Annotated in this window: 6 protein-coding genes and 3 pseudogenes; 3 read left to right on the forward strand and 6 right to left on the reverse strand. The window is 71.6% G+C overall.

Annotated features, from left to right (window positions below):
• Positions 1-34 precede the first annotated feature (34 nt).
• The 3 genes from OV079_RS02925 (at position 35) to OV079_RS02935 (ending at position 5,803) form a co-directional block, all read left to right on the forward strand.
• On the forward strand, positions 35-1,972 hold the full coding sequence (locus tag OV079_RS02925; protein ID WP_267766093.1) for a DUF6519 domain-containing protein: 1,938 nt from the start codon (positions 35-37) through the stop codon (positions 1,970-1,972).
• A gap of 2 nt (positions 1,973-1,974) precedes the next feature.
• Entirely contained in the window at positions 1,975-3,564 is a 1,590-nt protein-coding gene (locus OV079_RS02930; protein WP_267778441.1) for a right-handed parallel beta-helix repeat-containing protein, read from the forward strand.
• 145 nt (positions 3,565-3,709) lie between these two features.
• Positions 3,710-5,803, forward strand: a complete 2,094-nt coding sequence (locus OV079_RS02935; RefSeq protein ID WP_267766094.1) for a S9 family peptidase — start codon at positions 3,710-3,712, stop codon at positions 5,801-5,803.
• A gap of 9 nt (positions 5,804-5,812) precedes the next feature.
• On the opposite strand, the pseudogene OV079_RS02940 reads toward OV079_RS02935, so the two are convergent.
• The 6 genes and pseudogenes from OV079_RS02940 to OV079_RS53490 form a co-directional block, all read right to left on the reverse strand.
• A pseudogene (locus OV079_RS02940) lies at positions 5,813-6,064 on the reverse strand (VOC family protein); the annotation flags it as partial.
• 101 nt (positions 6,065-6,165) lie between these two features.
• On the reverse strand, positions 6,166-7,110 hold the full coding sequence (locus OV079_RS02945) for a DUF4215 domain-containing protein (RefSeq protein ID WP_267766096.1): 945 nt from the start codon (positions 7,108-7,110) through the stop codon (positions 6,166-6,168).
• Between the two features lie 238 nt (positions 7,111-7,348).
• Positions 7,349-8,665, reverse strand: a pseudogene (locus tag OV079_RS57135) (DUF4215 domain-containing protein); the annotation flags it as partial.
• Positions 8,559-10,805: a DUF4215 domain-containing protein gene (locus tag OV079_RS02955; RefSeq protein WP_267766098.1), complete on the reverse strand. Its 2,247-nt coding sequence runs from the start codon at positions 10,803-10,805 to the stop codon at positions 8,559-8,561. The gene OV079_RS02955 and the pseudogene OV079_RS57135, both read right to left, overlap by 107 nt.
• A 44-nt stretch (positions 10,806-10,849) precedes the next feature.
• A complete protein-coding gene (locus OV079_RS02960) occupies positions 10,850-12,898 on the reverse strand; it encodes a DUF4215 domain-containing protein (RefSeq protein WP_276602592.1) in 2,049 nt (682 codons plus the stop codon).
• Positions 12,823-13,197 (reverse strand): annotated as a pseudogene (locus OV079_RS53490) (hypothetical protein); the annotation flags it as partial. The pseudogene OV079_RS53490 and the gene OV079_RS02960, both read right to left, overlap by 76 nt.
• Positions 13,198-13,296 lie beyond the last annotated feature (99 nt).

Genomic DNA, 13,296 nt, shown 5'->3' on the forward strand with positions numbered 1-13,296 from the left:
CAGCGACGCGGTGCGATCGATACCCGAGGTTTTCATGGCCACGCAAGACATCTCTCGTCATCTCTATCAGCCGGAGAAGCACTACAGCGGCGCTCGCTCGCAAAAGGGGCGGGTGATCCTCGACTCCGATTTCAACGAGGGCGAGATCCTCGACGACGAGTCCCAGCGGCTCGTCGTGGTCGACGTCGTCGGGCGCCACGGCTCGCCCAACCTCGGCTATTCGATCGGGAACGTCACCAAGGTGCCCTACGACTTCACGATCGGCTCGGGGACCTACTACCTCGGCGGGATGCGCCACGAGATCGGGAGCTCGCCCGGGACCACGGCGCCGCAGACGTTCCGCAAGCAGAGCAACTGGCTGCAATCGAACCGCCCCGGGGTGACGCTGCCGAGCCAGCCGGTCGGGCCGCGGAACGACCTGGTCTACCTCGTCGGCTGGGAGCAGCCGGTCAGCGCGACCGAGGACGGCGAGCTGCTCGAGGCCGCGCTGAGCGGCCTGGACACCAGCGATCGCATGCGGCGGATGGACCGGGTGCTGGTGGCGACGGGCACCGCCGGCACTTGCGCCGCGGCCTTCGAGGGCTTCGTCGGCCCGTTCATCGCGCTCAATCACTCGTACGATTGGGCCAGCGGCGAGCTCAAGTCCGGCGCGCGCCTCACGGTCAGCTTCGAAGCCGTCCCGACGCCGGACGACCTGTGCAGCCCGGCCGGAAACGGCTACAGGGGCCACGAGAATCAGGCGATCCGGATCCAGCTGTTCGCGCCGAACATGTACCTGTGGAGCTACGACAACGCGGCGCCGCTGTTCCGCGTCCGCGCGAGCGTCACCGGCAGCGAGGTCACGGTGGAGTTCATGACGGCGCCGTGGCAGCAGGAGCAGTTCCCGCTGAAGGGGCAGGTGCTCGAGATCTTGCCGTGGGGCGCGCAGATCGCCAACGGCGAGCGCGTCGCCGATCACCGCATCGACGCCAACATCGGCGGCGGCGTGCTCGCGCGGGTCACCACCTCGTACAACCCACGCACCAAGACGCTGAAGGCGAGCATCGAGGACGCGGCCCTGCTGACGAACATGCTCACCTGGCTGGGTCCGATCCCCGAGGCCGACCGGTTCCTCTACCTGCGCGTGTGGAACCCGGGCGGCCCGAAGCCGGAGGGCGTGGACACGTACGGCACCGTGTTCGTGCCGAACGATCCGGCGGTCGCGCTGCCCGGCACCGGGATCAAGGTCGCGTTCAATCAGGTCGGCATCGTCGGCGACTACTGGATCGTCGCCGCCCGCCCCAACACCCCCGAGGAGGTCGTCCCGTGGGCGCTGAAGTCGACGGGCGCGGCCCCGAGCGGCCCTCGGCGCTTCTATTGTCCGCTGGCGATCGTCCGCTGGACGCTCGCCGGTGAAGTGCTGCAGGTCGCGGCGGAGTCGTGCCGTCGCACCTTCCGGCCGCTGACGCGCCTGTCGGGCTGCTGCAGCGTCACCGTCGGCGACGGCGCGACCAGCCACGGCGACTACACGAGCATCCAGCAGGCGATCCTGGCCCTGCCGCCGAACGAGCCCGGCAAGGTCTGCGTCCTCCCGGGCGTCTACGAGGAGCGCGTCCACGTCGTCGGGCGCCGCAACATCGTGGTGGAGGGCTGCGGTCCGCGCACGATCCTGCGATCGCCGCCCGGCGACACCCTGTCGAAGGCGATCTTCACGCTCGAGCGGTGCGACGACATCCAGCGCGGAGCTTCGCCGTCGAGGCCGTCGGTCAGTTCGGGATCGGGGTCGTCGGCGGGGTGGTGGCCGGCAGCGCGGCGCCGGTGCCCTCGACGCGGATCACGCTCGAGGACCTCGTCGTCACGACCTCGCGCGACGCCACGCAGGATCGGCCGACGGTCGACGACCTGGCGATCACGGACGACATCGCCGCGTTCCCGCTCTGCACGGTCGGCGCGATCGGTGCGATCGATCTCAAGATCCTCGGCTGCGAGCTGACGATGATCGGCGACCTCAGCGCCGCCGCCAACGTGCTGCTCGTCGCGTCGGCCCAGGTCGTGGTGCGCGACTGCCTGATCGCCACCCCGCCCGGGGTCGCGGCGATCAGCCGGGCCTGGGGCGGCCTGCACATCGCGGGGTTTTGCCACGACGTGCTGGTCGAGCGCTGCGAGATCCGCGAAGGCCTCGGTCATGGCATCACTCTCGGCAGCGTCCGGCGGGTGCCCGCCGCGGGCGGGCCGTCCAGCACGCCACCCACGACTCCGCCCGATAATTCCAGCGCCGTGGATCCGGGCGGAGATTGCCCGGGCGTCGGCGGGGGGCTGTCCGATTTCGACGCCGGCGATCAAGCGTCGGTTCGGCTCCTCGCCGACCTCGGACCCTCCGACGTGCGGATCTACAACAACCGGATCCACAAGATGGGCAGCTCGGGGATCTCGGTGCTCGGCTTCTTCCCGGAGGAGGAAGGGCGGGTGGTGCAGCAGATCGCGGTGAGCTCGCTGGTCATCGCCGACAACGTCATCGAGAACAATTATGCGCACCCCAGCGAGCGCGCCCCGGACGAGGGGTTGCGGGCGGTGGTGGCGTTCGGCGGGATCGTCCTCGCGGACGTCGAGCGGCTGCGGATCCACGACAACAAGGTCTGGAACAACGGCGGCGACCACCGCCACCCGGTCTGCGGGATCTACGTGCTGCACGGCGAGAACCTGGTGATCGAGAACAACGACATCCGCGGCAACGGGCCGCGGGTCGCCGACGATGGCGGTCAATCAGGGCATCGCGCCGGCATCGCGCTGCAGCAGGTCGGCCGGCGCGTCACCCCGGGCGAGCGCCCGAGTTCGTTCACGGTCGAGGCCGAGAGCGGGCTGCCGGCGGCGCGCGTCCGCGGCAACGTGGTCGCGCAGCCGGCAGGCCGGGCGCTGCAGATCTATGGCGTCGGCCCGATGTTCGTCGAGGGCAACGTGCTCGTCAGCGAGGGGCTCGTCGGCCTGTCGCCCGACGAGCGCAGGTTCGCGGGCCATTGTGTGGAGATCCACAACATCGGTCAATCGAGCGAGCTCATCCTGCTGACCTCGTTCCCGGAGTTCATGACCACGTTCCCGCGGCCGGCGCTGCCCCGGCCGATCTCGCCGGAGTGGACCCTGCACGACGGGCGGGTGCTGTTCACGGGCAACCAGGTCCGCTTCAGCCCGGTCGCGCGCGCCGGCCTCGACGTGTTCAGCGCCACGCGGATCCTGTCGTACGGCGACGTCGCGGTGCTGGGCAACCAGTTCTTCACCAACCTCGCGCCCGACGACGGGCTGCTGCTGCACGACACGGTGGTGGCCGGGTGGTCGACCCGCGTCACTCTCAACCGCTGGGAAGACCCGCCGGGGCGGATCACTCGATCCGGCCCGCACATCACGACGGTGTCGGCGACGACGGTCGGCTTCATGAACGTCACCAGCCTCAATCAGGCGACCCGTTGCATTCACGTCTACGGGCTGCCCGAGAACGACGACGCCGACAGCCCGATCGACGACGACAATCAGGTCTTCGACATCGAAGACTGCACGGCGATGCCGCCGCTCGCGGAGCTGTTCGGGCCGTGAGCGACTGCCGGGACCGTCGGCCCATCGCGCGGCGAGCGGACTCGCCGCGCGAGCGAGGTTCTGCGGCCGCGGGCGCCGACCTGAAACCGCGCGTCGCCGACCTCGGGTCCAAGCATCCTCGCCGGCGCGCCGGCGCGGTCCACCGATGCTCGCCCGCCCCCGACTCCTGCTCACCTCGTTCGCCCTGACCGCCTTCGCCTGCGCGCTGCGCCCCGGCGCCTCCGCGAGCGGGCCCGCAGAGGCGCCGGCGGTCGCCCCCGCCGCTGCGGCTCCGGCCGGGCGGGCCGACCCGACGCTCATCCCGCGCGCGGTGCTGTTCGGCAACCCCGACCGCGAGGCCCCGCAGCTCAGCCCCGACGGCGCGCGGCTCCTGTACCTCGCGCCGGTCGACGGCGTGCTCAACGTCTGGGTCGGCCCCGCCGATCAGCCGGACGCGGCCAGACCGATCACCCAGGACCGTCTTCGCGGCATCTACGAGGCCGAGTGGAGCGCCGACGGCGATCGCGTGCTCTACCTGCAGGACCGGGGCGGCGACGAGAACTGGCACCTGTACGCGGTCGACCCGGCGACCGGCGAGTCGCGGGACCTCAGCCCGCACGCCGGCGTGCGCGCGCAGATCGTCGAGATCAGCCCGCGTCGGCCGCGCGAGATCCTGGTCGGCATGAACGACCGCGATCCGGCCTGGCACGACCTCTACCGCGTCGACGTGCGGACCGGCGCGCGCACCCTGGTCCACCGCAACGACCAGCGGATCGCCCGCTACATCGCCGACGATCAGTACGAGCTTCGCTTCGCCATGCGCGAGCTCGCCGACGGCAGCAGCGAGCTGCTCGCGCCGAAGGGCAAGGACTGGCAGCGGGTGCTCGCCATCGACCTCGCCGACGGAATGACGACCAGCCCGATCGGCGTCGACGCGAGCGGCCGGACGCTGTACCTGCTCGACAGCCGCGACCGCGAGACCGCGGCGCTGGTCGCCCGCGACGTCCGCACCGGCGCGCAGAAAGTGCTCGCCGAGGACGCGAAGACCGGCGTCGAATTCGTCCTCACCGAGCCCCGGACCCATCGCCCGCTCGCGGTCACCTTCACGCATACGCGGCAGCGGTGGCAGGCGCTCGACCCGGCGGTCGAGGCCGACCTCGCGGCGCTGCGCGAGGTCCATGGCGGCGACTTCACGGTCACCAGCCAGACGCTCGACGGCCGCCAGTGGATCGTCGCCTACCGCCTCGACACCGGCCCGAATCGCTACTACCGCTACGACCGCACGACCCGCCGGGCCGACCTGCTGTTCGTCGCCGACGCCGAGCTCGCCGCGCTCGACCTCCGCGCGATGCACCCGGTCGTCATCCCCGCGCGCGACGGGCTCGAGCTGGTCAGCTTCTACACCTTGCCGGCGGCCGCCGATCCCGACGGCGACGGCACGCCGAGCGCGCCCGTCCCGCTGGTCCTGCTGGTCCACGGCGGCCCGTGGTACCGCGACGAGTGGGGCTTCGACCCCTTGCATCAATGGCTCGCCAGCCGCGGCTACGCGGTGATGAGCGTCAACTTCCGCGGCTCGACCGGCTCCACCAAGCGCCACCTGAACGCCGGCGATCACGAGTGGGCCGGCAAGATGCACGACGACCTGCTCGACGCGGTCGCCTGGGCCAACGCCAGGAAGATCAGCGACCCCGCCCGCGTGGCGATCATGGGCGCCAGCTACGGCGGCTACGCGACGCTCGTCGGCCTGACCTTCACGCCGGACGCGTTCGCCTGCGGCGTCGACGTCGTCGGCCCCTCGAACCTCGAGACGCTGCTGCGGAGCGTGCCGCCGTACTGGGCCGCCAAGGCGGCGCGGTTCGCCGCCCGCGTCGGCGACATCGGCACGGAGGAGGGCCGCGCGCTGCTGCACGAGCGCTCGCCGCTGCACCGGGTCGACGAGATCGAGCGCCCGCTGCTGATCGGCCAGGGCGCGAACGACCCGCGGGTCAAGCAGGCCGAGTCGGACCAGATCGTCGCAGCGATGCAGGCCAAGGGCCTGCCGGTGACCTACGTGCTGTATCCCGACGAGGGCCACGGCTTCCAGCGGCCCGCCAACGAGATCTCGTTCAACGCGGTCACCGAGGCGTTCCTCGCCCGCTGCCTCGGCGGCTCCTATCAGCCGATCGGCGACGATTTCAAGAATGGCGCGACCTTGGAGGTCAAGGTCGGCGCGGAGCACGTGCCGGGCCTCGCCGAGGCGCTGAAGGCCCGCGGCAAGTGATGGGGCGGGTCAGGGCGCCTTGGACTCGGTCGCCACGTCCAGGACCCAGGTGACGCCGAAGCGGTCCTTGAGCATGCCGTAGAGGGGCGTCCAGCCCGACGGCGCGAACGGCTGCGCCACGGTCGCTCCCTCGGCGAGCTTGTCCCACAGCGCCGCGATCTCCGCGGCCGAGTCGCCGCGCACCGAGACGAGGAACGCGTTCGTTCCGGGGTCCCACGGCAGGCGAGCGGGCACGTCGTATGCCATCACCCTGAACCAGTTATTGCATCGGGACGGTGTCCATCGGGAATTTTGCGTAGATAGCGCGCTCGCGGCGCCGATCGAAGCCCGCGAGTCCTGCGACTCGCGGGCTCTCGTCGCGACTACAACTCGAAGCAGTACAGGCGGCGGAGCCCGTTGCAGGTCGCAGGGTTGCCGTTGTCGCTCCACACGGCATTGGACCCGTTGCTGCGGCCGTACTCGCCGGTGACCGCCGAACTGTTGGTCGTCCAGTTGGTGCAGGTGGCGGTGGTGGCCTGGCCGTTCGGGCCGGAGCCGGTCCACACGTCCGAGGCGCTGGGCGTGGTGCCGAGCTCGGTCACGCTGATGGCGATGTCGATCGTCCCGTCGGTCAGGTCGGCGAGGGTGTTGGCGACGATGACGTTGTCGATGCGTCGATAGCCGGGCAGGGACGGCAGGAAGCGCGTCGACGGGGAGCTGGCGTCGGTGCTGAGCCATACGTCCCAGGTGCCGCCGAGGCCGGCCGCGTCGGCCCGCGTCTGGCACTTGGCCGCGGCGCCTGCGAGGCCGCCGAGGTTGCCGTCGTACGTGGTGCTGGTGACGAACGCTCGCTTGGCGGGCAGGCATTCGAAGCAGCCGTCGCCCTGGGTGGCGTTGCCGTCGTCGCACAGCTCGTGGCCGGCCCACGCGTAGCCGTCGCCGCAGACGGGCAACTGGCAGTGGTTCGGGCAGTCGTCGGTCTGCACGAGGTTGCCGTCGTCGCAGCCCTCGCCGGCCTGGACGAAGCCGTCGCCGCAGGCCGACACCTTGCACGCGAGGGTGCAGCTGCCGGTGTTGTCGTTGCCGGCGCCCGCGTCGCACTGCTCGCCGGCCTGGACGAAGCCGTCGCCGCAGGTCGGCAGCTTGCACGCGTTGGTGCAGCCGTCCTCGTTGACGAGGTTGGCGTCGTCGCAAGCCTCGCCCGGGCCGACGAAGCCGTCGCCGCAGATGGCCCCGGTGCAGTCGGGCTTGCAGGGCTTGTCCTCGCCGTTGTCCGCCCCGCCGTCGCACTGCTCGACGCCGACCCACCGCAGGCCGTCGCCGCACACGTTCTGCTGGCAGCTCAGGGTGCAGGCGCCGCCGTCGCTGTTGGCGACGTTGTGGTCGCACTGCTCGCCGAGGCTCGGCTGGGTGAAGCCGTCGCCGCACAGGGGGGCGGCACAGATCGGTGCAGCCGTCGTCCTGGTCGTGATCGACGCCGTCGTCGCACTGCTCGCCGGGATCGACGACCCCGCTGCCGCACGTCTCGAGCGTGCATACGGAGCTGCAGCCGTCGCCTGCGATCAGGTTGGCGTCGTCGCAGCCCTCGGCGGGGCCGAGCTTGCCGTCGCCGCACACGTTGAGCTGGCAACCGGCGAGGCAGCCGTTGTTCGGGCCGTTGTTCGGGCCGTTGTCGCAGGCCTCGTCGCCGCTGCCCTGATCGTGGACGAGGCCGTCGCCGCACACCGCGAGCGCGCAGCCCAGCGTGCAGTCGCCGCCGTCGCTGTTGCCCGCGCCGGCGTCGCAGGCCTCGCCGGCCTGCAGGAAGCCGTCGCCGCAGGCCGCGGCGGTGCAGGCGGAGGTGCAGGCGTCGGTGTCGATCGGATTGCCGTCGTCGCACGCCTCGGTGGCCTGGACGATGCCGTCGCCGCAGGTCGGGACGGCGCACGTATTGGTGCAGCCGTCGTCGTTCACCGCGTTGCCGTCGTCGCAGCCCTCCATGGGCCCGGCGTGGCCGTCGCCGCAGACGTTGATCGTGCAGTCGAGCTTGCAGCCGGCGTGGTCGCCGTTGTTCGCCCCGTTGTCGCACTGCTCGCCGGGGCCGAGGTCGCCGTCGCCGCAGACGTTGAGCAGGCAATTGGCGCGACAGGCCGCGGCGGGGCCGTTGTTCGGGCCGAGGTCGCACTGCTCGCCGACGACGGTCTGCAGCACGCCGTCGCCGCAGCTGGCCGCCTTGCAGGTGTTGCGGCAGGCGTCGTCGTCGACGGTGTTGGCGTCGTCGCAGGTCTCGGGCGGCTGGGCGATGCCGTCGCCGCACGAGGCGAGGACGCAGGCGTTGGTGCAGGCGTCGCCGTCGACGGTGTTGGCGTCGTCGCAGGCCTCGCCCGGACCGACCAGGCCGTCGCCGCAGACGGCGTGCAGGCACTGCGAGGTGCAGGGCTTGTGGTCGCCGTTGGCGGAGCCCTGGTCGCACTCCTCGCCGGGGCCGAGCTCGAGGTCGCCGCACACGTTGAGCTGGCAGTTGCTGCGGCAGAGCTGGCCGGGGCCGTTGTTCGGGCCGTGATCGCACTGCTCGCCGAGGCCGAGCTGGCCGTCGCCGCAGACGCCGAGGCTGCCGCCGCCGCCGCCGAGGTTCGGTGGGTCGACGTCGAGGTCGACGGCGACGTCGGCGTCGCAGCCGGCGGCCGCGAGCAGCAGGGCGCCGGTGAACAGGGCCGCGCGAATGCCGAGAGTACGAAGGATGGTGTGGTTCTTCATGTCAAAGTCTCCTGGGATGTATTGGGGTCGCGCGGACGGGTCACTGCTCGAAGCAGTACAGGCGGCGGGGCTCGCTGCACGAGAGGATCTGGTTGGAATGAAGGCTCCACTGGGCGTCGAGCAAATAGGTCTGGCCGACCCGACCATTGGTGATCTGGTCGCTGATGGACCAATCGTTGCAAGTCGTGTACCACCAGTTGTCCAGCATCGCGCCGGCGCCGGTCCACACCCATTCGATGCCGACGTGGCCGCCGAATTCGTTGACGCTGATCGTCGCGTCGATGGACCCGTCGACGAGGTCGTTCCAGTCGTCGGCCACGATGGTACCGTCGAGGCGCTGGTAGCCGGTGGCGGAGTGGGCGAAGCGGTTGGCGGGGGCGCTCACCGAAGACGCGAGATAGGCGTCCCAGACGCCGCCGAGGCCTGCCAGGTCGGCGCGGGCCTGGCACTTGGCCTTGGCGCCGGCGATTCCGCCCAGGTTGCCGGTGTAGCCGATGCCGGTGATGAACACGCGCTTGGGCACGGTGCAGTCGTCGCTGCAGCCGTCGCCGCTGACGGTGTTGCCGTCGTCGCACTGCTCGTGGCCGACCCACAGCGCGTCGTCGCCGCAGGCGGCCGCCTGGCAGGCGACGCAGGCGTCGCTGTCGTCGTCGTCGCCGTCGTCGCATTGCTCGCCGGCCTGGACGAAGCCGTCGCCGCAGCTGGCCTGCAAGCAGGTGAGGGTGCAGGCGCCGGCGTTGTCGTTGGCCGGGCCGTCGTCGCACTGCTCGCCGACCTGGACGACGCCGTCGCCGCAGGTCATGGCCTTGCACGCGCTGGTACACTCGTCGTCGTCGTCCTCGTCGCCGTCGTCGCAGGCCTCACCGGGGCCGACGACGCCGTCGCCGCAGAGCGCCCCGGTGCAGTCGAGTTTGCACGGCTTGTCGGCGCCGTTGTTCGCGCCCTGATCGCACTGCTCCTCGGCGAGCCACACGAGGCCGTCGCCGCACACGGCGTGCTCGCAGCTCAGCGTGCAGGCGCCGCCGTCGCTGTTGCCGACGCCGGCGTCGCACTGTTCGCCGAGGCTGGCCTGCACGTGACCGTCGCCGCACGCGGGCACGGTGCATTCGTCGGTGCAGCCGTCGTCCTGGTCGCCGTCGGCCCCGTCGTCGCACGGCTCGCCGGGATCGACGATGCCGTTGCCGCACGCCTCGAGCGTGCAGGTCGCGGTGCAGCCGTCGCCGCCGACGAGGTCACCGTCGTCGCAGGCCTCGCCGGGGCCGAGGTCGCCGTCGCCGCAGACGTTGTGCGCGCAATCGGTGCGGCAGGCGTGACCGGGGCCGTTCGCCGGGCCCTCGTCGCATTGCTCGCCGCCGCCGCCCTGATCGTGCAAGAGGCCGTCGCCGCAGGTCGCGAGCGCGCAGGCGAGGGTGCAGTCGCCGCCGTCGCTGTTCCCCGGGCCGTCGTCGCAGGCCTCGCCGGGTTGCAGGTGACCGTCGCCGCAGGCCGCGGCGGTGCAGGCGGTGGTGCAGGCGTCGGTGTCGATCGGATTGCCGTCGTCGCAGGCCTCGCTGGCCTGGACCACGCCGTCGCCGCAGGTGGCCGCGACGCAGGCGTTGCTGCAGGCGTCGAGGTCGACGGCGTTGCCGTCGTCGCAGCCCTCCATCGGACCGACGTGGCCGTCGCCGCACACGTTGAAAGCGCAGTTCGAGTTGCAGGCGGCGTCGTCGGCGTTGCTCGGGCCGTTGTCGCACGCCTCGCCCGGGCCGATGTCGCCGTCGCCGCAGACGTTGGTGGTGCAGTCGGTGCGGCAGGCCGCGTTGGGGCCGTTGGCGGGGCCGTCGTCGCATTGCTCGCCGGCGGCCGGCTGGTGGTGGCCGTCGCCGCAGGCCGCAGGCGCGCAGGCGGAGGTGCACAGATCGGTGTCGAGCGCGTTGCCGTCGTCGCAGGCCTCGCCGGGGCCGGCGAAGCCGTCGCCACAAGCGGCGTGCGTGCATTGAGGGGTGCAGGGGGCGTCGGGGCCGTTGTCGTCGCCGTCGTCGCACTGCTCGCCGGGGCCGAGGTCACCGTCGCCGCAGATGTTGAGCTGACAGTCGGCGAGGCACGCCTGACCGGGGCCGTTGGCCGGACCGAGGTCGCATTGCTCGCCGGGTCGGAGCTCGCCGTCGCCGCAGGCGCCGCCGGCGGTGCTGACGTTGATGTCGACCGCGACGTCGAGGGCGCCGTCGCAGGCCGGGATCACGAGCTGCAGGCCGGCCGCGAGCAGGCCCGCCTGCAAGGAATGAATGGGTCGAATACGGATGGACATGGTGATGAAATCTCCAGAGATGAATGTCGAGGGGCGGCCCGGGCTCATTGCTCGAAGCAGTACAGGCGCTGGTAGTTCCCGCAGGTGGCGGCGAGGGCGAACGAGCGCGCGGTCCAGTTGAAGTCGGTGGCGTCGGTGCGGCCGTCGTAGCCCTTGTTCGGGGCCTGGGTAATGCTCCAATTCAGGCAGGTCTCGGCGAGGGCGCTGCCGTGCGCGGCGGTGCCGGTCCACACGCTGCTGGGGGACACGGCCACCCCGAACTCGTTGACGTCGATCGGCGCGTCGAGGCTGCCGTCGGTCAGGTCCTCCCAGCTCTGCGCGATCTCGGGGCCGTCGATGCGGGCGTAGTGCGTCGTCGACTTGATGAACCGGGTCGCCGGGCTGCTGACGTTGGTGCTGATCCAGGCGTCCCAGGTGCCGGTCAGGCCGGCCGCCGTGGCGCGCGTCTGGCACTTGGACTGGGCGCCGGCGAGCCCGAGCAGGCTGCCGAAATACGTGGTGCTGGTGACGAACACGCGCTTGGGCCGGAGGCAGAAGGCGTTGCAGCCGTCGCCGCCGAGGGTGTTGCCGTCGTCGCAGGTCTCGACGCCGGTCCGCACCACGCCGTCGCCGCACGCGGCGATCTGGCACGTGTTCAAACACGCGTCGTGATGGTTGCTGTTGCCGTCGTCGCAGGTCTCGACGCCGGCGCGCACGAAGCCGTCGCCGCACTTGGCCGCGGTGCAGGCGAGGGTGCATTCGCCGTTGTTGTCGTTGAGCGGCCCGAGGTCGCAGGCCTCGGCGCCCTGCTTGAGGCCGTCGCCGCAGGTCGGCAGCTTGCAGGTGTTGCTGCAGGTGTCGTCGTCGAGCGCGTCGGCGTCGTCGCAGGCCTCGCCGGGGCCGACGAAACCGTCGCCGCAGTAACCGAGGGTGCAATCGAGCTTGCAGGCGTGGGTGTTGGCGTTGCCGGCCCCGTCGTCGCACTGCTCGACCGCGAGCTGGACCAGACCGTCGCCGCAGGTCGCGAGCTTGCATTGGCTGGTGCAGGCGCCGCCGTCGCTGTTGCCGGCCCCCTCGTCGCACTGCTCGCCCTTGCTGGGCTGGACGAAGCCGTCGCCGCAGCTCGGGAGCATGCACGCGTCGGTGCAGCCGTCGTCGGGATCGCCGTCCTGGCCGTCGTCGCACTGCTCGCCGACGTCGACGAGGTCGTTGCCGCAGGCCTCGTGGGCGCACGTCGGGCCGCAGCCGTCGCCGCCGACGAGGTTGCCGTCGTCGCAGGCCTCGCCGGGGCCGAGGTCGCCGTCGCCGCAGACGTTGAGGGTGCAATCGGCGAGGCAGGCGTGGCCGGGGCCGTTGGCGAGGCCTTCGTCGCACTGCTCGTCGCCGCTGCCCTGATCGTGGACGTGGCCGTCGCCGCAGGTGGCGACGCTGCAGGCGAGGGTGCAGTCGCCGCCGTCGCTGTTGTCGGGGCCGTCGTCGCAGGCCTCGCCGGCCTGGACGAAGCCGTCGCCGCAGGTCGCGAGGGTGCAGGCGTCGGTGCAGTCGTCGGTGTTGTCGGCGTCGCCGTCGTCGCAGGCCTCGCTGGCCTGGACGACGCCGTCGCCGCAGAGCGGGACGGTGCAGGCGTTGCTGCAGGCGTCGAGGTCGATGGCGTTGCCGTCGTCGCAGCCCTCCATCGGGCCGACGTGGCCGTCGCCGCACACGGCGAGGGCGCAGTCGAGCTTGCAGGCGGCGTTGTCGGCGTTGCTCGGGCCGTTGTCGCAGGCCTCGCCGGGGCCGATGTCGCCGTCGCCGCACACGTTGAGCTCGCAATTGGCGCGACAGGCCGCGTTCGCGCCGTTGCCGGCCCCGTCGTCGCACTCCTCGCCGGCGGCGGGCTGCAGGTGCCCGTCGCCGCAGCCGGCGGGGACGCAGAGGGCGGTGCATAGATCGGTGTCGTCGCCGTTGCCGTCGTCGCAGGCCTCGCCGAGCTGGACGATGCCGTCGCCGCAGGCCGGAGGCCGCAGGCGTTGCTGCAGGCGTCGTGGTCGACGGCGTTGCCGTCGTCGCAGGCCTCGCCGGGGTCGACGACGCCGTCGCCGCACACCGGACCGGGGGCGCAAGCATTGCTGCATTCGTCGTCGTCGACGTCGTTGCCGTCGTCGCAGGCCTCGCCGGGGCCGACGTGGCCGTCGCCGCAGACGGCCAGGGTGCAGTCGAGCTTGCAGGCGGCGTCGTTGCCGTTTTCGGGCCCGTCGTCGCATTCTTCGCCGGGATCGAGCTGACCGTCGCCGCAGGGGAGGTCGGGCGCGGGGTTGGTGATATGGATCGAGACTTCGACGCCACCGTCACAGCCGGTGGCCAAAAGGTGCAGCGCCGTCGCCAGCGTGCACGCATACGCGCGGCGAACCGCGAGGTACTTCGTATTCTCCATCTGTTTGCTACTCCGATCGATCGGTTGGATCACGGCGTGCCACGCCGTGGCCGCCAGCGCGGCGCAAGCGTGAGACCCGGGCACGATCGCTACGGCCGC

The sequence above is a fragment of the Nannocystis pusilla genome, from assembly GCF_026626665.1.
Classification (GTDB): domain Bacteria; phylum Myxococcota_A; class Polyangia; order Nannocystales; family Nannocystaceae; genus Nannocystis; species Nannocystis pusilla.

Bases quoted from the DNA above. Each gene is read 5' to 3' on its own strand.
- OV079_RS02925 (WP_267766093.1), top strand. From the start codon at position 35: ATGGCCACGCAAGACATCTCTCGTCATCTCTATCAGCCGGAGAAGCAC.
- OV079_RS02930 (WP_267778441.1), top strand. From the start codon at position 1,975: ATGATCGGCGACCTCAGCGCCGCCGCCAACGTGCTGCTCGTCGCGTCG.
- OV079_RS02935 (WP_267766094.1), top strand. From the start codon at position 3,710: ATGCTCGCCCGCCCCCGACTCCTGCTCACCTCGTTCGCCCTGACCGCC.
- OV079_RS02955 (WP_267766098.1), bottom strand. From the start codon at position 10,805: ATGTCCATCCGTATTCGACCCATTCATTCCTTGCAGGCGGGCCTGCTC.
- OV079_RS02960 (WP_276602592.1), bottom strand. From the start codon at position 12,898: ATGCAGCAATGCTTGCGCCCCCGGTCCGGTGTGCGGCGACGGCGTCGT.